At 63.3% G+C, this 19,629-nt stretch carries 22 protein-coding genes; 9 read left to right on the top strand and 13 right to left on the bottom strand.

Annotated elements, in window-relative coordinates; all coding sequences use genetic code 11:
• Nucleotides 1–415 precede the first annotated feature (415 nt).
• Nucleotides 416–1,078: a DUF1345 domain-containing protein gene (locus B0G80_RS36960; RefSeq protein ID WP_106282631.1), complete on the bottom strand. Its 663-nt coding sequence runs from the start codon at nt 1,076–1,078 to the stop codon at nt 416–418.
• Nucleotides 1,079–1,439: 361 nt separating this feature from the next.
• Here B0G80_RS36960 and B0G80_RS36955 point away from each other — a divergent pair, with 361 nt between their 5' ends.
• The 4 genes from B0G80_RS36955 to B0G80_RS36940 all read left to right on the top strand — a co-directional run bounded on the left by B0G80_RS36955 (nt 1,440) and on the right by B0G80_RS36940 (nt 6,086).
• Complete coding sequence (locus B0G80_RS36955; RefSeq protein ID WP_181920157.1) at nt 1,440–2,033, top strand: sugar dehydrogenase complex small subunit; 594 nt, start codon at nt 1,440–1,442, stop codon at nt 2,031–2,033.
• A 125-nt stretch (nt 2,034–2,158) separates the two neighbouring features.
• Entirely contained in the window at nt 2,159–3,760 is a 1,602-nt protein-coding gene (locus B0G80_RS36950) for a GMC family oxidoreductase (RefSeq protein ID WP_116122632.1), read from the top strand.
• A gap of 19 nt (nt 3,761–3,779) precedes the next feature.
• On the top strand, nt 3,780–5,204 hold the full coding sequence (locus B0G80_RS36945) for a cytochrome c (RefSeq protein ID WP_116122631.1): 1,425 nt from the start codon (nt 3,780–3,782) through the stop codon (nt 5,202–5,204).
• A 144-nt stretch (nt 5,205–5,348) separates the two neighbouring features.
• On the top strand, nt 5,349–6,086 hold the full coding sequence (locus B0G80_RS36940) for a metallophosphoesterase (RefSeq protein WP_181920156.1): 738 nt from the start codon (nt 5,349–5,351) through the stop codon (nt 6,084–6,086).
• A 137-nt stretch (nt 6,087–6,223) separates the two neighbouring features.
• Here B0G80_RS36940 and B0G80_RS36935 read toward each other — a convergent pair whose 3' ends face one another.
• Entirely contained in the window at nt 6,224–6,925 is a 702-nt protein-coding gene (locus B0G80_RS36935) for an RES family NAD+ phosphorylase (RefSeq protein WP_116122629.1), read from the bottom strand.
• Nucleotides 6,922–7,359, bottom strand: a complete 438-nt coding sequence (locus B0G80_RS36930) for an MbcA/ParS/Xre antitoxin family protein (protein WP_116122628.1) — start codon at nt 7,357–7,359, stop codon at nt 6,922–6,924. Before B0G80_RS36930 ends, B0G80_RS36935 begins: the two co-directional genes overlap by 4 nt.
• Nucleotides 7,360–7,470: 111 nt before the next feature.
• Between B0G80_RS36930 and B0G80_RS36925 the strand changes: the two genes are divergently transcribed.
• Nucleotides 7,471–8,079, top strand: coding sequence for a hypothetical protein (locus tag B0G80_RS36925; RefSeq protein ID WP_116122627.1), 609 nt, complete (start codon nt 7,471–7,473; stop codon nt 8,077–8,079).
• A 128-nt stretch (nt 8,080–8,207) separates the two neighbouring features.
• Here B0G80_RS36925 and B0G80_RS36920 read toward each other — a convergent pair whose 3' ends face one another.
• Nucleotides 8,208–9,059: a LysR family transcriptional regulator gene (locus B0G80_RS36920; protein WP_116122626.1), complete on the bottom strand. Its 852-nt coding sequence runs from the start codon at nt 9,057–9,059 to the stop codon at nt 8,208–8,210.
• Nucleotides 9,060–9,160: 101 nt separating this feature from the next.
• Here B0G80_RS36920 and B0G80_RS36915 point away from each other — a divergent pair, with 101 nt between their 5' ends.
• Complete coding sequence (locus B0G80_RS36915) at nt 9,161–9,544, top strand: tautomerase family protein (protein WP_116122625.1); 384 nt, start codon at nt 9,161–9,163, stop codon at nt 9,542–9,544.
• A 72-nt stretch (nt 9,545–9,616) separates the two neighbouring features.
• Here B0G80_RS36915 and B0G80_RS36910 read toward each other — a convergent pair whose 3' ends face one another.
• Nucleotides 9,617–10,411 (bottom strand): SDR family NAD(P)-dependent oxidoreductase, encoded by a 795-nt coding sequence (locus B0G80_RS36910; protein ID WP_116122624.1) that lies wholly within the window; start codon nt 10,409–10,411, stop codon nt 9,617–9,619.
• Nucleotides 10,412–10,613: 202 nt separating this feature from the next.
• Here B0G80_RS36910 and B0G80_RS36905 point away from each other — a divergent pair, with 202 nt between their 5' ends.
• Nucleotides 10,614–11,450 (top strand): TOBE domain-containing protein, encoded by an 837-nt coding sequence (locus B0G80_RS36905; RefSeq protein WP_116123868.1) that lies wholly within the window; start codon nt 10,614–10,616, stop codon nt 11,448–11,450.
• 26 nt (nt 11,451–11,476) lie between these two features.
• On the opposite strand, the gene B0G80_RS36900 is transcribed toward B0G80_RS36905, so the two are convergent.
• From B0G80_RS36900 to B0G80_RS36885, 4 genes are all read right to left on the bottom strand, one after another.
• Entirely contained in the window at nt 11,477–12,178 is a 702-nt protein-coding gene (locus B0G80_RS36900; protein ID WP_116122623.1) for a sulfate/molybdate ABC transporter ATP-binding protein, read from the bottom strand.
• Between the two features lies 1 nt (nt 12,179).
• Nucleotides 12,180–12,854, bottom strand: a complete 675-nt coding sequence (gene modB / locus B0G80_RS36895; RefSeq protein WP_116122622.1) for a molybdate ABC transporter permease subunit — start codon at nt 12,852–12,854, stop codon at nt 12,180–12,182.
• A gap of 22 nt (nt 12,855–12,876) precedes the next feature.
• Nucleotides 12,877–13,650: a molybdate ABC transporter substrate-binding protein gene (gene modA, locus B0G80_RS36890; RefSeq protein WP_116122621.1), complete on the bottom strand. Its 774-nt coding sequence runs from the start codon at nt 13,648–13,650 to the stop codon at nt 12,877–12,879.
• 136 nt (nt 13,651–13,786) lie between these two features.
• On the bottom strand, nt 13,787–14,488 hold the full coding sequence (locus B0G80_RS36885; protein ID WP_116122620.1) for a phosphatase PAP2 family protein: 702 nt from the start codon (nt 14,486–14,488) through the stop codon (nt 13,787–13,789).
• A 435-nt stretch (nt 14,489–14,923) separates the two neighbouring features.
• Here B0G80_RS36885 and B0G80_RS36880 point away from each other — a divergent pair, with 435 nt between their 5' ends.
• Nucleotides 14,924–16,120 carry a PHB depolymerase family esterase gene (locus B0G80_RS36880; protein ID WP_116122619.1) on the top strand — a complete coding sequence of 399 codons (1,197 nt, stop codon included), beginning with the start codon at nt 14,924–14,926 and terminating at the stop codon, nt 16,118–16,120.
• A gap of 107 nt (nt 16,121–16,227) precedes the next feature.
• Nucleotides 16,228–16,404: a DUF3563 family protein gene (locus B0G80_RS36875; RefSeq protein ID WP_095422103.1), complete on the top strand. Its 177-nt coding sequence runs from the start codon at nt 16,228–16,230 to the stop codon at nt 16,402–16,404.
• Between the two features lie 120 nt (nt 16,405–16,524).
• Here the strand turns inward: B0G80_RS36875 and B0G80_RS47530 are convergent, their stop codons facing one another.
• From B0G80_RS47530 to B0G80_RS36855, 4 genes are all read right to left on the bottom strand, one after another.
• On the bottom strand, nt 16,525–16,647 hold the full coding sequence (locus B0G80_RS47530) for a hypothetical protein (protein WP_258879255.1): 123 nt from the start codon (nt 16,645–16,647) through the stop codon (nt 16,525–16,527).
• A 129-nt stretch (nt 16,648–16,776) separates the two neighbouring features.
• Nucleotides 16,777–18,276: a deoxyribodipyrimidine photo-lyase gene (locus B0G80_RS36865; RefSeq protein WP_116122618.1), complete on the bottom strand. Its 1,500-nt coding sequence runs from the start codon at nt 18,274–18,276 to the stop codon at nt 16,777–16,779.
• 202 nt (nt 18,277–18,478) lie between these two features.
• Nucleotides 18,479–18,898, bottom strand: coding sequence for an organic hydroperoxide resistance protein (locus B0G80_RS36860; RefSeq protein ID WP_106282649.1), 420 nt, complete (start codon nt 18,896–18,898; stop codon nt 18,479–18,481).
• A gap of 174 nt (nt 18,899–19,072) precedes the next feature.
• A complete protein-coding gene (locus tag B0G80_RS36855; RefSeq protein WP_012428590.1) occupies nt 19,073–19,525 on the bottom strand; it encodes a MarR family winged helix-turn-helix transcriptional regulator in 453 nt (150 codons plus the stop codon).
• Nucleotides 19,526–19,629 lie beyond the last annotated feature (104 nt).

The raw sequence follows: 19,629 nt of genomic DNA, 5'->3' as shown, positions 1-19,629 counted from the left end.
TCACAGCGCTCATTGGGCTTCCAGAGCCGGATACCGCGCGATGCATAAAGCGAAGGCGCGTACTGGTCAATGTAGTGCAAAGATCGTCACGCCGCTGGCCAGTAAAGGGTGCTTTGACGCCAGGCGTCGATTGCGCGGGCCGGCCAGATCGCTTCGGGAGACGCAGCAAACGCTGTGCCAGTGCGGCTCGAACGGGAGTGATGGAGAGGGGAGCGTACGCCTCGCAGTAAGCTTCCGACGGAGGCGCAAAAAAGGCGCGAGGCGCCAACGGACGTCGAATGGACGGCCGCCGCGTGTAAAACGGGCGACCGCGGTCCGGGATTTACACGTGACGCGTCAGAGGCGGGGCGATGACCGCAAAAGGCGGAGCTTCATGGAGGAGGGGTGTTCGCGAGTTCGCGTTGTGTCGGCAGTATTACGAGCCGAGCAAACCTGCCGCGATGTTGACGCACAAGCCCAGCACAGCCACGTTGAAGTAGAACGACAGGACGGATTGCGCGAGCGCGGCGCGGCGGAACGAACGCGAGCGCAACGCCACGTCCGACGTTTGCGAGGCGACGGCGATAGTGAACGAAAAATACAGAAAATCCCAATAGTCCGGCTGGAGCGCCTTGTCGGGAAACAGTAGCGGCGTTTCCTTTGCTTCGAGATCGTAGTAAAGCCGCGCATAGTGCAGCGTGAAGATGGTCGGGATCAGGAACCATGCGCCGAACAGCGTGAGCCCGGTCAGCACGTAGTGCCAAACTGTGGAAGCGCCTGCCGTCCCCTTGACCGAGGCCAGTTCCATCACGATGGCGGCAATACTCGCGATGGTCGCCATACAGATCACGATCAGCACCACGCCGGCGTTCTCGTCGTCGCGACGGGCGAATTCGCGCACGCGGCCTTCGTCGGCGACGGCCATGTGCACCCAGATCATCGCCAGATAACTCCAGACGGCAGCGTCCCAGCCGGCCAGCACGCGGACCATCGGACGTGTATGCGCGGGCACGAGCACCGCGGCGATGATGCCGAGCGCAAGGCCGACCAGCATGCGCGGTCGATTGCGAAGAACCTGAGGGTAGTATTTGGTGAGCATGGAATGTAGGGTGTCGGGCTCTCGGTGTCGCGGATTCTACCCGCGCCGGGTCCATCATTTGTCGAATGGACGGGTCACAGGCTATAGTCTTTCGCAACGCCCTTGCGCGCCGCTTTCAGTTGAAAGGCGATTGGCAGGCGGCCCGTCTTTTTTTGCCACGCATGCCATGCCGTGCATGCGGTTTCATACGGATGTCATCAGCACCGCGTCGCTCCAGTTCGCACTGGGTACGCGCTTGCTCATAAAAGACCGCTCAAGCGGCGCTTAGACCAGGTTTGGGGTAGAGATCGACGCCACGCGCGAATGGCAGCACGCCACGGTCGCGAGGCACGTTGAGAATCACTCACCATCTGGAGTCTCCATGACAGATGTACCCAAGAACAATGATGCGCGCCACGAAGCGACGCATCCAGCAGAGTTGTCGCCGTCAGCATCGGTTTCCGCCTCGCGCAGAGCATGGGTGCTCGGCGCATGTGCGGCGGCCGCGGCGCTCGCGTTTGCCGGCGCCGGCCGCTCGCTTTCATGGATCACGCCGGCGTTTGCGGACGCGCCTGCAGGCGGCGGCCTCGACGCTTTCCTCGCACTCTCGCAGCGCCTCACCGGCCGCACGGGCTTCGATGCCCCGCTCGGCAAGCGCGTCTACGATGCCCTCGTCAAATCCGACAGTCAGTTCACGCAGAACGTCGGCGCGCTCAACACATGGCTGCAGGGCCATGGCGGCGTACCGTCCGATACCGTCACGCAGGCTTTGCAAGTCGACCAGCCCGCGCTCGCCAAAACCGTGAGCGCGATCATGCGCGCGTGGTATCTCGGCCTCGTCGGCGACATGCCGCATGTGGACGTGGTCGCTTATGAAAAAGCCTTGATGTTCGAGCCCGTCAAGGACGTGCTCACGATTCCGTCCTATTGCCGGGACGTGCCGTTCTACTGGACGAAGAAACCGCTGAGCGCTTAAAGACATTCCTCTCGCGCGTGCCGCATCGCTCGATTGAATCATTCGACGCAGCGCCGGTACGTGAATACAGCAAGCACAAACAGGCAGCACAACAGGCAGCACAGCAAGCCTGCAAGAGGGCAACAATGGCAAACTCAAATTCCGCCGACATCGTCGTGGTCGGTTCGGGCGTGGCGGGCGGACTGGTCGCGCATCAGATGGCGCTCGCCGGCGCGTCGGTGATTCTGCTCGAAGCCGGGCCACGCATTCCGCGTTGGCAGATCGTCGAGAACTTCCGCAACTCGCCGGTCAAGTCGGACTTCGCGACACCGTATCCATCGACGCCTTACGCGCCGCATCCCGAGTACGCGCCCGCCAACAATTATCTGATCCAGAAAGGCGACTATCCGTATAGCTCGCAGTATCTGCGGCTGGTAGGCGGCACGACCTGGCATTGGGCTGCGGCCGCCTGGCGGCTGTTGCCCTCGGACTTCCAGTTGCACAAGCTGTATGGCGTGGGACGCGATTGGCCGTATCCGTATGAAACGCTGGAGCCTTGGTATTCGGCGGCTGAAGTGCAACTCGGCGTGTCCGGCCCGGGCAGTTCGATCGATCTCGGCTCGCCGCGCTCGAAGCCGTATCCGATGAACCCGCTTCCGCTTTCGTACATGGATCAGCGTTTCAGCGACGTGCTCAATGCGCAAGGCTTCAAGGTCGTGCCCGAGCCGGTGGCGCGCAACAGCCGTCCGTATGATGCGCGGCCTACCTGCTGCGGCAATAACAACTGCATGCCGATCTGCCCGATCGCCGCGATGTACAACGGCGTCGTGCATGCGGAGAAAGCCGAACAGGCCGGCGCGAAACTGATTCCGGAAGCGGTGGTGTATCGCGTCGAAGCGGACAACAAAGGGTTGATCACGGCAGTCCACTACAAGGACCCGAACGGCAACAGCACGCGCGTGACCGGCAAACTGTTCGTGCTCGCCGCGAACGGCATTGAAACGCCGAAGCTGATGCTGATGTCGACGTCCGATAAATTCCCGCACGGCGTCGGCAACAGTTCCGACCAGGTGGGCCGCAATCTGATGGACCATCCGGGCACGGGTGTCACGTTCCTCGCCAATGAACCGTTGTGGCCCGGACGCGGGCCGATGGAGATGACCTCGATCGTCAACTTTCGCGATGGCGCGTTTCGCTCGGACTACGCCGCGAAGAAGCTGCATCTCTCGAACGGCGTGCCCACGATGAGCGTGACCGCCGCACTGCTCAAGCAAGGTCTGACCGGCGCCGAACTCGACCGGCAGATACGCGACCGCGCGGCACGCACGCTGAATATCAACAGCTTCCACGAGCATCTGGCGGAGCCGCAGAACCGCGTCGTGCCGTCGGCGGATCATAAGGATTCGCTCGGCATTCCGCAGCCGGAAATCTATTACTCGATCAACGACTACGTGAAGAAAAGCGCGGCCAACACGCACGAACTGTATGCGCAGATCGCCGCGCTGTTCGGCGGCGCCGAGGTCACTTTCGACGACACCTTCGCGCCGAACAATCACATCATGGGCACCACGATCATGGGTAGCGATCCGGCGGATTCGGTCGTCGATGCGGACTGCCGCACGCACGACCACTCCAATCTGTTCATCGCCAGCAGCGGCGTGATGCCGACCGCGGCGTCGGTGAATTGCACACTGACGATCGCGGCTTTGTCGCTGAAGCTGGCCGACAAGCTCAAGCATGAAATCTGAGCGTGAACGGAGAGCCACAATGACGAAGAACACCTCTCGCGCGGAGCGGCTCGAGGCGCTGGCGCAGAAGGCCCGGCGCCGCCATCTCCGGGTCGCGACGCTGGCCGCGATTTTTTCGCTGTTCGCGCTGTATGTCGCCTGGTATGAGGCACACGGTCCCGGCACACAGCGCAACGATGAACTGCCGATCACCCAGGCCCGCGCCGACGACGCCGCGCAAGCGGTCAACGGCGCGGCCTTGCCGGTGACGGCGGCCGGCAGCGACCTGGTCAAGCGCGGCGCATACCTCGCGCGCGCCGGCGATTGCATGGCGTGCCATACCGCGGACAAAGCACGGCCTTTCGCGGGCGGTCTGCCGATCAACACGCCGTTCGGCACTATCGTGACACCGAATATCACGCCCGATCCGGACACAGGCATCGGTCAATGGACCGACGCCGATTTTCTGCGTGCCATGCATGAGGGCATCGGCAAAGGCGGCGAGCGCCTCTATCCGGCCTTCCCATATGCGGAGTACACCAAGGTCACCGAGCAGGACGTGCTGGCTATTCGCGCGTATCTGAACACCCTCACGCCGATCCACTACACGCCGCCCGGCAACAGCCTGAACTTCCCGTTCAATCAACGCTGGCTGATGGTGTTCTGGAACCTGTTCAATTTCACCGAAGGCCGTTTCGTGCCCGATCCCCGGCAAAGCGCCGAATGGAATCGCGGCGCGTATCTGGTGCAAGGGCTTGCGCATTGCGAGGAATGCCATACGCCGCGCAATTTCACTCAGGGTTTGAAGTCGAGCGCGCGTTTCGCCGGCGCGGTGCAGGCCGGCTGGCACGCGTACAACATCACGTCCGACAAGAACAGCGGAGTGGGCAACTGGAGCGACGACGAACTGATGTCGTATCTGTCGACCGGTGCGGCGCCGGGCCGCGCCAATGCAGCCGGTCCGATGGCCGAAGTGGTGACCGACAGCACGCAATATCTGACGCGTGAAGATCTCAGCTCGATCGTCGCGTATCTGCGTGCGGTGCCGCCGATCAGCGGCGGCGAATCGCGGCCGCGCGACCAGTGGGGCAATCCCGCCGACGACGTGACGGCGCTGCGCGGCACTGCTGTCCACGCCGTGAACGGTGCGCAACTGTTCGTCGCCAATTGCGCGAGCTGCCATGGCTGGACCGGGCAAGGCGTCGGCGCGAGCGCGCCGGGGGCGTATCCGTCGTTGATTCACAACTCGGCTGTGGGCGCGAGCGACTCCAACAATCTGGCGATGGTGATTCTGCACGGCGTCACGCGTACGACGAAACAGGCCGACGTGCTGATGCCCGCATTCGCCAATCAACTCAGTGACGAGCAGGTGGCCGCCATCGCCAACTATGTGACCAAGCACTTCGGCAATCCGCAGTCCACCGTGACGGCCGATCAAGTCGGCAAATTGCGAACTCAGCAATAGTGACCACGCGAACGGGTCTTTCCGGTAAAGCCTGCCGGAAACGCATCGATTTGGCGTTAATTTGCGTCATTTCAGGCCGCTGCGGCGCCAGGAAACGATGGCCAGCGCGCATACGTATCGCGGATGCCGCATTATCATGAAACCATGGCTTCCGTACTCGTCAATTCCGTCCAGCATCACGCCGCGAACCAGAACGGCCGCGACTTCGTGGTAGGCGATCTGCATGGCTGCGTCGATGCATTGCGCTATCTGCTGCGCGTGATCACGTTCGATCCGGCGCGGGACCGGTTGTTTTCGGTCGGCGATCTGGTGGACCGCGGCGAGCATTCTGAACTGGCCTTGGCGTTGCTCGACAAACCCTGGTTTTTCGCTGTGCTCGGCAATCACGAAGACACCCTGTGCGCGGTGGCCGACGGACGCTTGCGGCGTCAATGGTGGTATGGAATCGGCGGCATCTGGGCGGCGCAATTGTCCAACGAACGCTTACAGCATTACGCTGAGATCTTGCGCGGGTTGCCGCTTGTGCGCGTGGTCGGCAGCGGCAAGGAGCGCTTTAATGTTCTGCATGCCGAATTTTTCGGCTCGGACGCGGAACTCGACGCGGGCAATTTCTCCGAAGAAACTCGCCAGCGATTGCTGTGGGGCCGCGACCTGGCGTTGGGCAATGGCGATCCGCAGCGGCAGCGCGGACTCTCGCTGACTTATTGCGGCCACACGCCGATGCGCGACATCAAGCAGGTCGGCTCGCAGTTGTTCATCGACACCGGTGCGTTCGGACCGGGCGGCAAGCTCACGATCGTGGAGCCGCTCGCGTTGCGGCGCTGGTCGATCTCGACCGAAGAAGCGCGCGCGGAAGGCGCGGCGGCGCTGGCGCTGCCTTGACGGCGGGCGGCGCGCGCCGGCCGACACGTTGGCCACGTATTGGCCGCACATGGGCCATACGCCGGCCGCGCTCCGGTCGCGCATCAGCCACGCATCGGCCACGAATGGGCCACGCATCGACCATTCACGCCGCGCGATCAGCCGACCTGGCTGAGTTCGAACACCATATCCACGCTCGCGCCGTTCCAGTTGTATTCCAGATACGCCGCGTGATGGCAGTCGCGTAGCAGCGTGGTCTTGAATGCGGCGAGACATTCGCCGCCGTCATCGCGCACCGACGGATACACGATACCCGGCGCACCCGCCTCGCGGACGGCTCGGCCGAGCGACTGTCCGGCCAGGTAGTCGTCCGGGGACAGCACCGCGAGATCCACCGACGTGTCGTCGCGAATGTCCACCACGTTGCCTTGCGCGACGACGGTGTAGAGACGCATCTGCTGGCGCATGGGCGGCTCGGCCGTCGCTTCCAGAAATTTCCCCGTGTGAAAACGCGTTTCGGCGATGGCGGTGGCGCGTGAGCGGGCGCAATAGAACACGCCGTACGTGCCGTCCGAGAAACGGCTGCCGAGCGGATTGAGATGCGTCAACGCGGCCATGATCGGCCCGTAGCCCGGCCCGAAGCGGCGCTCCTCGCGCGGCACCAGTTCGAGTTCGCCGACTTCGGTGCGCAGGCGGTCGTTGGTCATTGCTTCGAGCGCGTACAGCGCGTCGAAATCTTCTGGCGAGGCAACCCGGTCGAACAGATTGACGGCCGGAAAGCGCGTCGGAATCACGCGATACGCGGGCGACCAGTCGAGCGGCGCCGTGCGCCAGCGGTCCTGCCAATGCGGTTGTGTCACGCCCAGCCGCCTCGCATTGCGTCGAGGTACTGGCGCACGGCCACGAGGTCGCTAATGTTGCCCGCCAGCATGCGGTCCAGCGCGCGGCGGCCGCCGAACGGTGGCGCGCTGTTGGAGCGTTTGATCCAGGTGTCGGCGGCACTGGCTTGCGGCAGCAGGATTTGCAGTGCCTTGTAGATGCCGAGCAGCAGCGATAGGCGTTCGAGCGTGTCGCGCCCGAGGCGGGCCGTTTCAGGCGTGGCCTTCCATTTGAAATAGGTGGAGCGGCCCGGCGAACCGAGCAGCACGATCTGTTCTTCCGCGCTCAGGTCCCAGTCGCGCGCAATGTTGAAGAACGCACGCAGACCCGCCGCGGACATTTCCGTTAGCGTGGGTTCCGAAACCGGCCGACGAATCGGCTCTTCGGATTGGGTGGCGCGGGCAGCGTGAGCCATGAGCGGGTAAGTCCTAATTTGTACTTGAAAATGATATTAGTCTAAATATGGATTTTTGCAAGAGAATATAATCCTGGCTCGTCATAAATCGAAGATCAGGAGAAGCAGGAGATGGGCGTTCGAGCAGTAGCAGCAGGAGCGGCGCTTGCCGTGTGGTGTATGTCGAGCGCGGCGACGGCCGCCGGTTACGCCGAAGTGTGGAATCCGCCCGAGGCGAGCGGGCATGTCGGAAGCCAGGCAAAGAAGCGGGGGGCGGCCAAGGTCAAGTCTAATGCCGGTTCGAAGACGGCGTCGAAGGCCACTTCAAAGGTCGTCTCGAAGCGCGTTGCAGCGGCGACAGCGCACGGTGATCAGCGCGCGGCGCATGCCGGCGTGAACAAGGTGGCCGCCAAGGGCGCCACGAAGAGCGGGACCAACGCCACGCACACAGGCAAAACCGTATCGAAAGCGGCCGTGGTCGCGCAGGGTAAAAAGCCGCACGCGCAGCTGGTCCAGACGAAAGCGGGCCAGGGCAAGGTTGTGCGCGCGAATCTGGTGGTTCCGGCTCGTCAGGCTCATCCGCAAACGGCCAAGGTCGTGGCAAAAACCGGCGCGGCGAAACCGGCTGCATCTCACGTGAATGTGCCGGCCTCATCCGCAAACGTTAGCGCCAATCCGGCGAACGCAACGAGCAATCCCGCTACCGCCAGCAGTGGTTCGCTGCCGCCAATCCTTCACTGATCCGCAATCAGGCTGGGCGTTTGCGTTTCGGTTTGCTGCGCGGCAGACCTAACGTTGTGCGTCCAAGTTCGAGGATGCGCACCGATGGCTTTTCCAGGCGCGGCATCTGAATGGACGCCGTCAGTAACTCAAACGCTCGCCAACCCATTCGTCACCAGCCGCAACGTCTCCACCGACCGCTCGTCTCTCACCCGCGAATGCAGCGTCACGCGCGATTCCGGCAGCGTTGGCAAACCCAGCCGGGGGCCGACGTCGATCAGCCCGCGCGGCGCCACGCGGCGCGCCAGCGGCGACACCGCCAGTCCTGCCGCCACGGCCGCGCCGACGGCCGCCACGCCGCCACCGACGAACACCTCCTGCCAGCCGACGCCCGCCTGCGCGAGCGCGCGGAGCGCAACGTCGCGCACGTTGCACGGCGGGCTCAACAGCGCGAGCGCCAATGGCTCGCCGACTCGCGGCAGCCACGCCGGCGTGGCGAGCCAGCCGAGCGGTTCGCTGAACAGCACCTGGGCATCGTCGCGCGGCGGTTCGTCGGCGCCATAGCGGACAATCACCGCGTCGAGGCGGCGTTCGTCGAATTGCGCAAGCAGCGCGGCCGACGTGCCCAGATGCAATTCGATCACCAGACCCGGGTCGTGCGCATTGAGCTTGCCGAGCAGGTGCGGCAGGTCCGGTCCCGCGACATGCTCGCTGAGTCCCAGCGCGAGCCGCCGTCGTTCGACCGACAGCGACCCGAGCGCGCGTTCATGCGCGTTCAGCAGATCGCGCGCGGCGCTGAGGAACGCGTTGCCGTCCGCGGAAAGGCGCACCACGCGCGGCGTGCGCTCCAGCAATTGCTTACCCAGATGCGCTTCCAGCCGCTTGAGCTTAAGACTGACGGCCGATTGGGTCGTGTCCAGCGCATCTGCGGCACGCGTGAAGCTGTGCAGATCGGCGACCAGAACGAAGGCCCGGACCGCATCGAGATCGAGAACTTTCATTTCTGATGAATATAGATGAAATCAACAATGATGTCTGTTCATTATGACTGAGCGCGCCTAAGCTGTGTTTACCCAATCAACGCAGCCAAGGAGATTTCATCATGCCGCTCACACGAATCGCATTGCGCGCAGGCAAGCCCGTCGAGTACCGCAAGGCGGTGACGCAGAGCATCCAGCGTGCGCTGGTGGACACCTTCAACGTGCCGAAGGACGACATCTTCATGCTGATCACCGAGCATGAGGCCGGCAATTTCGTGTACGACAACCAGTATCTGAACGTCGAGCGAAGCGACGATCTCGTGATCATTCAAATCACGCTGAACAACACCCGCACCCTTGAGATGAAAAAGGCGCTGTACAAGCGGATGGCGGACGAACTGGCGGAATCGCCCGGACTGCGACGAGAGGATGTATTCATCAACCTCGTCGAAGTGCTGAAGGAGAACTGGTCGTTCGGCAATGGGATTGCGCAGTACGCATTGTGATGGCTGCAGCCGTCATGTGATGTGAAAACGGGCGGCCATGCCGCCCGCCGTTTGCTGAAAAAAGCGGCAACGTCACGCAATCGTATCGATCACGCCGCCGTCGACGCGCAGCGCCGCGCCGGTCGTCGCCGAGGCCTGCGGCGAGCAGACATACACGACCATGTTCGCCACTTCCTCGGTGGTGGCCGCGCGCTGAATGATCGAACTGCTTCGATGCTCGCGGACGAACTCCGTGGCGACCTGCTCGACGGTTTTGCCTTGCTCTTTGGCCGTGTCTTCGACCATCGAACGGAAGCCGTCGGACAAGGTCGGTCCGGGCAGCACGGCATTCACCGTCACGCCGCTGCCGGCCGCCTGTTTGGCGATGCCGCGCGCGATGCTTAGTTGCGCCGTCTTCGAGAAACCATAAGCGAGCATATCCGGCGGAATATTCAATCCCGATTCGGACGAGATGAACACCACACGGCCCCATTTGCGCTCCATCATCCCTTTGAGGTAGTGGCGCGTAAGCCGCACGCCCGACATCACGTTGACCTGGAAGTAGCGCTCCCAGTCATCGTCTTCGGTGGTGAAGATGTCGCCGGGTCCGAAGATACCGAGGTTATTCACCAGGATATCCGCCTGCGGCACGGCTTTCGTCAACGCCTCGCAACCCTCCAGCGTGCCGAGGTCGCCCGCGAAGCCCTGCAATTTCGCTTGCGGCGTGCTCTTGCGGATCGTCTCGATCGCGCGGTCCACCGCTTCCTGCTTGCGTCCGTTGATGATGGTCTGCGCGCCTGATGCGGCAATGCCAGTGGCGATGGCAAGGCCGATGCCCGCCGTGGATGCACTGACGATAGCGGTCTTGCCCGATAAATCGATGTTCACTGTCTTGCTCCTTGTTGAAGTTGCAGCGCACCGGCCGTGGCCAGCCGCGCCGAAAATGCAAAGGGCCTAGTGTTCGAAGCGTCGAACTCGAAGTATCCCATCTATCCGTTTTCGAGGTCCGCCAGGTTGGCGGCCGGTGGCGCAGGCTCGCGTCGCTATAATGATTCGTCGTCCTCTCCTCGGTCATCGACCGCTCTTCGCCATGACACCCGACCGTACCGATCCTTCCCGCGAAACGCTTGAACTCGGCGGCTCCGTGTGGTTTCAGGCGGGCGCGCAGACGCTCGGCGGCGCGTCGCGGATCGCGCTGCTTGCGGCGATCGGCGAGACCGGTTCGATCACCAGCGCGGCGAAAGCTGTCGGCATCAGCTACAAAGGCGCGTGGGACGCCGTCGATACGATGAACAATCTCGCGGGCGAGCCGCTCGTCGTGCGTCTGACCGGCGGCAAAGGCGGTGGCGGCACCACGCTGACGCCGCGCGCCCTCAAACTGATCGAGACGTTTCGCGCGGTGGAGCGCGAGCATCGACGCTTTCTCGAACGCGCGGGCGCGGCGATCGAAGGATTCGCGACGGACTGGGATCTGATCGGCCGCATCGGCGTAAAGACGAGTGCGCGCAATCAACTATATGGCACGGTGTCGACGATCACGCGCGGCACCGTCAACGACGAAATCACGCTGGCGCTGCCCGGCGGCCACGCGATCGTTTCCGTCATCACGCATGAGAGCACCGAGACGCTGGGGCTTGTCGAGGGCGTGGCGGCGTTCGCGTTGATCAAGGCCTCGTGGGTCGTGCTGCTCGTCGACAACGCGAGCGGCGCGCCGCTCAAACTCTCGGCGCGCAATCAGCTGCGCGGCACGGTGCAGAGCGTGAAGCGCGGCGCGGTCAATGCCGAGGTATCGCTGATGCTGGAGGGCGGGACGGTGATCACGGCGGTGGTCACCAATGAAAGCGTCGACACGCTTGGCCTCGTGGAAGGCCACAGCGCTGTTGCGGCGTTCAAGGCGTCGAGCGTGATACTTGGCGTAAAGGATTGAGCGCGGGAAGCGCTTGCTGTTGCCCGTCAAGGCTCGCTGCGTGCATAGCCCGCGAACGGATGGTCCTCGCGCACGCGGCCGTCGCTGACCTGCACGACCTGATCGCCGAAGGCGGCGACATCGTCGGGATCGTGCGTGATCAACACCATCGGAATATCGAGCCGCGTCTGCAGATCCGATAACTCGCGGCGCATGCGCTGACGCAAAGCGCTGTCGAGTGCCGAAAACGGCTCGTCCAGCAACAGCACCCGAGGTTGCGCGACGAGCGCTCGCGCCAGCGCCACGCGCTGCTTTTGCCCACCGGAAAGCTGCGCTGGATGATTACCAGCCACACTCTTCAATTCCAGCGCGTCGAGCCAGTAGTCAATCTGCGGATGCGTAATGCGCCTGCGCGGATTGAGCCAGCCCTGCTGCAAGCCGAAGCCGATGTTCTGCCGCACGTTCAGATGCGGAAATAGCGCGTAGTCCTGAAACAGATAGGCGAGCTTGCGCGCTTGCGGTTTCAGATCGACGCCGCGCGCGCTGTCGAACAGCGCGTTGCCATGCAGCGTGATCGAGCCTTCGTCGGGACGCAGCAGGCCGGCGATAGCCTGCAACGTCAGACTCTTGCCCGCACCCGATGGTCCGAACAGTACCACGCGTTGCGAGGTGGCCTTGAAGGCGACGTCGAGCGTGAAGCGGCGCTCGGCGCTTTCGAAGGTCTTGCGGATGTCGACGGCGAGCAGCATATCAGCCCGACTTCAACAGCGTGTGCTGCGGAACGAGGCGCCCCGCGAGCAACAGGATCACGACGCACGTCACCGAGGTCACGAGCACGAGGAAATTCGCGGTGCTGTCGTCGCCGGCTTGCACGGCCGAGTAAACCGCCACGGACAAAGTTTGCGTGCGGCCCGGCAGATTGCCCGCGATCATCAGCGTCGCGCCGAATTCGCCGAGCGCTCGCGCGAAAGCCAGCAGGCCGCCGGCGAGAATGCCGCGCGCGGCGAGCGGCAGCGTCACGCGAAAGAACACGGCCGCTTCGCTGACGCCGAGCGTGCGCGCGGCCCGTTCGAGTTGCGGATCGACGGCCTCGAAGGCGGCGCGCGCCGATTTCAGCACAAGCGGAAACGCCACGACCGTCGACGCGATCACCGCGCCCTGCCATGTGAACACCAACCGAATATCGAAACGCTCGAGCCAGCCGCCGATCACACCGCGCCGTCCGAGCAGGACGAGCAGGTAATAGCCGAGCACGGTGGGCGGCATGACGAGCGGCAGCATCAGCAGCGAATCGATCACGTCGCGCGCGCCGGAGCGCCAGCGCGATAAACCGAAGCCCGCGGCGACGCCGAATAGCAGATTGAGCGCGGTGGCCCAGCCCGCCACTTTCAACGACAGCAGGAGCGGAATCCAGGCCTGTTGCATGAGCAAGCGTCGTCTGGTGAAGTTAGTGCGCGGGTTTGAAACCGTGCTTGGCGAGCACGGCCTGACCGCCCGGCGACAGCACGAAGTTCATGAACGCTTGCGCGTCCGCGGCATGGCGGCTGCCTTCCACTTGCGCGATCGGATAGGTGATCGGCGTTTGCGTCGGCACGTCCAGCGCGACCTTGACCTTGTCCGGCATGACGGCGGCGTCGGTGCTGAACACGAAGCCGGCGTCGACTTCGCCGCGCGATACGTAGTCGAGGTTTTGACGGACGTTCGACGCCAGCACGGCCTTCGCGCTCACGGCGTCCCACACGCCAGCAGCCTGCAGCGCGCCCTGCGTGTAACGGCCGACCGGCACGGACGCCGGATCGCCGTACGCCACGCGCTTGACATTCGCCGACGTCAGATCGTTCAGCCTGGTCGGCGCGAAATGGCTGTCGGTCGGCACGATCAGCACCAGCGAATTGGCGGCGAAGTCCTTGCGCGTGGCCGGCACGATCACTTTTTCGGCGGCGGCCTTGTCCATGGCTTTTTGATCCGCGGACGCGAACACGTCGGCGGGCGCTCCCTTGGCGATCTGTTGCATCAGCACGTCGGAGGCGCCGAAATTCAACAGCACCTTGGTGCCCGGATGCTGCTGCTCGAACACTTCGCTGACCGCCTTGAACGCGTTGGTCAGGCTGGCGGCGGCAGAGACCACCAGTTCGTCGGCGCGCGCATTGGCGCTAATGGCGACGGAGACGGCGCTGGCGACGAACAGCGCTTGCTTTAGAAGCCGGCGGGAGAGTGTCATGAAGACCTGGAAGTCCGGCGTGAACCGGATCGGCGGGGTTAAAACGCTATCGTAATATATGCAAGGTTATAACGGTGACCTATGACAATTATTCAGCCCCGCGCATGAAGCGGTATGTCAAACAACGGGAGACGATTCAGATGTCGGACGAATGCGGCGGCGCCAGCGTGTTGAGCGTTTGCGACAGCGGCGCCATGGCGGGACGGACGTCGCGCACAGCCTTCCACTTTGCGCGAATGAACGGCCGGTCGTGACCGGACACTTTCAGCGCGATGTGCGTGACCCAGCGCTGCGTCGGCACGTGCACGCCGTGCGCCAGCACCGCGAGGGCCATCATGCTGACGGCGACGGGCAGCGCCGACAACCGACCCGGCTCAGCGTGCCAGGCGAGTCGGACGAACACCAGCGCCGTTATGGCACCGGTCAGACAGCCGGTAATGGCTTCAGATGGCGAGTGGGCGCTCAGTACCACGCGCGACAAACCCACCGCGATCCCCGCCGCAAGGCCGAGCAGCACGCCGGCCAGCCGGATGACCGGCCGCGTCGGCAAGAGCATAAGGAACAGAACGACCGGATAAACGGCAGTGGACAGCATGGCGTGACCGCTGACGCCGGTGAAGTCCAGTTCGCGCACGCCGACACCCCAGCCGAGAAACGCCAGCTTCGTCACCGTCACGATGCCGATGGCCGCGCCGAGCAGCAGCAGCCAACCGGCCGCCATGCGCCACGTGTAGCCGACCGCCAGCCATAACGCGATGGCGAACGCGAGCGGCAGCGTCATGCCGGCGCTGCCGAGGCTGGTGATCGAATACCAAAGGTGGGGAGCTAAATCGGGCATGGCAAAAGGGCGACCAAGGCCGCGTAGAATCGGATTGGTGATGAGTTAACGCACGAACGGCGCAAATCGCCGACGCGGCGGCGCGGCAAAGTCCGTGCGGCAAAGAATTAACCGCCAGTATAGACGGGTGCTGCAGGGCGGTTGCGCTGCCCGTGAGACTTTTCTGTCGCAGGGGAGTTCGCTGGCGAACAGGCGGCAAACATTCGGCTGACAAGTGGCAAACAATGCGACAAGCGGGCGGCGGCCGGGCAGCGAACGAGCCTTCGCCGAGCTTTGACGCTGGCCTCGCCACAAGGTTCGCCCAGCGGAAATCGGGGTCCCGGATACTACTCCAAGGTTCCAGCATTGCATGGGGATTGGTGTTATTGTGCATTGCACAACAAAGTACCGTTCCACCGGACGGACCCTGTCCCTTTTTGCGAGGTTTTTCTGCCAATGGCAAAAAGTCTATCGAAAATCTGGTTGCGCGGTCTCAAGCGCCTGCTCGCGATCCAGACCGAGCACGCCCGCAAGACTACCAAACGCACCACGACGCGACCGGCGCGACCCGCCACCAGTAAGCCGTCCACCAAAGTTCGCCCGATCAAGCCGGCAGCGATCGTGCGCGCGCCCGCCAAACGCGAGGCGCCGCGCGCCATGGCTCGTGAATCGCGGGTGCGTCCGCGCGCCTCGGCGTGGGCGAGCGGGTCGTGGACGCGCTCGTTCCACTCGGCGCCTGCCGCGCCCGGCCGGCTCGTCAATCATCTTCAGTACGGCTTGTATGTCCCGACGGGCCACGCGCTCGAGGCCATGCCGCTAGTGGTGATGCTGCACGGCTGCACGCAGTCGATCGAAGAATTCGCCGAAGGCACGCGGATGAACGTGCTGGCCGACCGCTTCGGCTTTGCCGTGGTCTATCCGGAACAGTCGAAGCACGTGCACTCGCACCGCTGCTGGCATTGGTACGACGCGGGCGAAAGCGCCGGCGGCGCCGAAGCACGCGCGGTAGTCTCGCTAGTGGATGCGCTGGTCGCCCAGCACGGGTTCGACGGCGAGCGCGTGTATGTCGCTGGAATCTCCGCTGGCGCAGGCCTGACGGCGCTGCTTGCCCTCAATCATCCGGAGCATTTCGCGGCGGTCGCGCTGCATTCCGGCCCTGCTTTTGGCGAGGCGCGTTCCGGCATTACGGCGATGGACGTCATGCGGCGCGGCGCGCGCCGCGAGCCGGCCGAACTGGTCGACGAAACCGCCGACGTGGCGCGTTACCCCGGCATGCCGGCCATCATCATCCACGGCGACGCCGACCATGTGGTCTCGCCGGTCAATGCCGATCAACTGGCGGTGCAGTTTCTGCGGCTGAACCGCATCGTCGACCAGAACGGCGCGCGCAAATCCGGCGAAGTCCGCGAAGACCGCAAGGGTGGCGTGGTCATGCGCGATTATCTTCGCGGCGGACGACGTGTGGTCCGGCTGTGCCGCGTGCAAGGGCTTGCCCATGCCTGGAGCGGCGGGGACGACGCCGTGCCGTTTCATTCCGCCAAAGGTCCCGACGCAAGCGCGATGGTGTGGGAATTCTTCAAGCACCAGCGCCGCACGGGCGCCGGCCGTGTCGCGGAAGCCGACGCCGCAACGGCCTCGGCGGGGGCGCGGTGATCTCGTTGCAACACTTCGAAATGAGTGCTGGCATGTTCCTAGGGTTTTCCCTATAATGAGGGTTATCCCTTAGGCGTTAACGCCTAAACTCATTGTCGAGGTTGACCATGTATCTGCTTAGCCGCCTGTTTCTGTTTCTGACCAAATCGCCCGACCAACTCGCGAAAGAACGCGCTGACGCTTTCCTCGCTGAAGCAACGGATCTGTACGATCTGGAATTCCGTATGCGTAAGCTGGACCGTGAGGCGAACGTTCGCCAACCGTCGTGGATGACCCAGCACTAAGCTGCGTTAGTTAAAGCATCGGCGTGGATGCAACGCCGGTGTTCGGGGGTGAGGCGCCCAAGCTGTCGCAAATCGTTGCAAGCGCTCAGACAGCCGGATTCAATTGCCACAACGCGTGATTCAACACCGCGGCGAACGCCACCCAAGCCACACCCAAGCCGCGTAAGGCATCAATAGTCCGCCTGCCCAGCGGGCTCGTCGCCAGAATGCAAGTGTCAGCGCGACAATCAATATCGGCACCATCAGAAAATCGGCCAGCGCCACGTCCGGTCGATGCAGGCCGAAGAAAAGTCACACCTAAGCTGCGTTAAACAGCAACTGCACCAGCCAAAAAACGATCGCTGTGCTCAGGCCGCCGACGTAAGCGTGTGCTCACTTGCCGAAACGGGCCAGCGTGCGCGCCCGCGCTTCGGCATGGTCGACGATCGGCGCCGGATAGTCCTTGCCCAATGTCACGCCGAACTCCGCGAGCTTTTCGCTGCCCGCCAGCCACGGCGCATGAATCCACTTCGACGGCAGCTTCGCGAGCTGGGGCAGATACCGCTTAATGAAGCGTCCTTCGGCGTCGAATTTTTCAGACTGCGTGATCGGATTGAAGATCCGGAAGTAAGGCTGTGCGTCGCATCCTGTCGACGCCGCCCATTGCCAGCCGCCGTTATTTGCCGAGAAATCGAAGTCGTTCAACTGTTCGGCGAAGTACCGCTCGCCGAGCCGCCAGTCCACGCCGAGATCCTTGACCAGAAAACTTGCTGTCACCATCCTCAGGCGGTTGTGCATATAGCCGGTGCGGTTCAGCTGCAGCATCGCCGCGTCGACGAGCGGGTAGCCGGTGCGGCCGTCGCACCATGCGGCGAACGCCTCGTGGGCTTCCGGGCCTTGCTCCCAGCGCAGCCGGTCGTACTCTTCCTTGAACGACGCGCCGCTCGCGAGCCGCGGATGATGCGCCAGGATCATGAAGTAGAAGTCTCGCCAGATCAGTTCCGACAGCCACGTCGCCGAACCTTCCCCATCGGGTTGCAGCGACATCTCGTGGGCGAGGCGCGCGAGCGTGCGGATCGAGACCGTGCCGAAACGCAGATGCATCGACAGATAGCTCGGGCCTTTGACAGCGGGAAAATCGCGCCGGTCCTTGTAGCTGTCGATGCGCGTCGCGAAATCGTCGAGCAGGCGCTGCGCGCCGCTCATGCCAGTGGGCAGATCCAGTTCAGCGAGGTTGCTCGGCGCAAAGCCGAGCTGATCTAGCGTCGGCAAACGGCGATTGAGCTTTGACGGCACTGCCGCCAGATGTTTCTCGTACGTTTCCACCGGATACGGCTTCAGATCGAAAGCCGTCAACTGCTTGAGCCACACGTTCTTGTAGGGCGTGAACACCGTAAACGGCTTGTTCTGCCCAGTGAGTACCTCGTCGCGCTCGAAAATCACCTGATCCTTGAAACTCAGCCATTGGCGTCCGGCTCCGGTAAGCGTCTCGCGGACCGTCTCGTCGCGCGCGATCGCGACCGGTTCGTAATCGTGATTCGCGAAAACCGCGTCCACGCGGAGTTCGTCGGCGAGCTTCGGCACCAGGTGTGTGGGGTCGCCGTACAGCACGATCAGGCCGCCGCCCTTGGCACGTAATGCTTCGTCCAGTTCGCCCACGGCGGCGAGAATCAACTCGACGCGGCGATCCTGGGGCTGCGTATCCGGATGACGAGCCTGCCAGGCGTCGATCAGCGGCTGCAGGATCGTCGTATCGAACACGAATGCGCACCACACGCGCTGGCAATGTTTGAGGGCGTAATAGAGCGCGGCGTTGTCCGTGCTGCGCAGATCGCGGCGAAACCAGACCAGACCGGTGTCGAAAGAGTCGTTCAAGCGTCGGACGCGTGTCATCTGGAACGTGGATAGTGAAAATAAGGTGAATGGCGGCGCTCTTGCCGGCTGCGTTGTGGACCTGCATTGCACATTGCATGCCGCGTCCGCGAACGGCACAGCGCCCGCCCCTATTGTGCAGGGTGCGGGCGCTGTTCGTGACGAGCGGCGCAGTGTTCCGCGCCGCTCTAGCGATTCTCTAGCGATGCATCGAATCCGTCGCTCAGGCGATTTGCAAGCGGACGTCGACGTTGTTACGCGTGGCGTTCGAGTACGGGCAGACCTGATGCGCTGCGTCGACCAGTTCCTTGGCCGCGCCGGCGTCCAGACCCGGCAGCGAGACGCGCAGATCGATGTCGAGTGCGAAGCCGCCCTTGTCGTTCGGGCCGATGCCGACTTCCGCCGTAACTTGCGTGTCAGCCGGCAGAGTCTGCTTCTTCTGTCCGGCGACGAACTTCATGGCGCTCAGGAAACACGCCGAGTAGCCTGCAGCAAAGAGCTGTTCCGGATTCGTGCCCGCTGCGCCCGTGCCGCCCAATTCACGCGGTGCTGCCAGCTTCACGTCCAATGCATTGTCCGACGACACTGCACGGCCGTCGCGGCCACCGGTGCTCGTTGCGCTTGCTTTGTAGAGGATGTTCATGGTGCTGCTCCTTTGTCTGGGTTGTCAGGATCTGCAAATTTGCCGCTCTTTGCTGAGCCCGCCGTTCTGGCGGAGCGCTGTCGCAGCGGCATGTGAGTAAGATAGTACACAAATCATTTGTGTGCAAATGAATTTTCGCATCGCAGCGATAGCGCGCGTTTTGCAGCGAACCGGCTAGTGGTCCATGTAATCGTTGAGGGTGGCGCGCAGGCGAGTCAGATCGTCGCGCAAACGCAGCAGAAATTCGGGCGTCTGCTGGGTCGCGCAGAAGATTTCCGCGGGCACTTCGCGCGCCTGGCGCTTGAGTGCCGAGCCGGCTTTGGTGAGCCGGATATACACGAGACGCTCATCCTCGACACCGCGTACCCGCTCCAGCAGTCCTTGAGTTTCGAGGCGTTTAAGCAGCGGCGTGACCGTCGCCGAATCGAGGTTCAGACGCGCGGCCATGTCCTTGACCGTGACGTCGTCGCTCTCCCACAGCACCAGCATGGCCAGATATTGCGGATACGTGAGGCCCAGCTTGTCCAGCAGCGGCTTGTATGCCTTGGTCATGGCAAGCGAGGTCGAGTAGAGGGCGAAGCAGAGTTGCTCGTCGAGCGTGAAGGGCAAAGCGGGGCGCTGGGTCATGATGCATCTCGTATAAAAAGAGCGTGCAAATGGATTGCGCGCAAACCATTGTGCCGCAAATCGACGCAGGTTGACGAGTGCAGTTTGGAGATGCAGGGAACGGC

This window comes from Paraburkholderia sp. BL6669N2 (assembly GCF_003387275.1).
In the GTDB taxonomy this organism is placed as follows: domain Bacteria; phylum Pseudomonadota; class Gammaproteobacteria; order Burkholderiales; family Burkholderiaceae; genus Paraburkholderia.
This window is presented reverse-complemented; position numbering and strand designations above follow the sequence as displayed.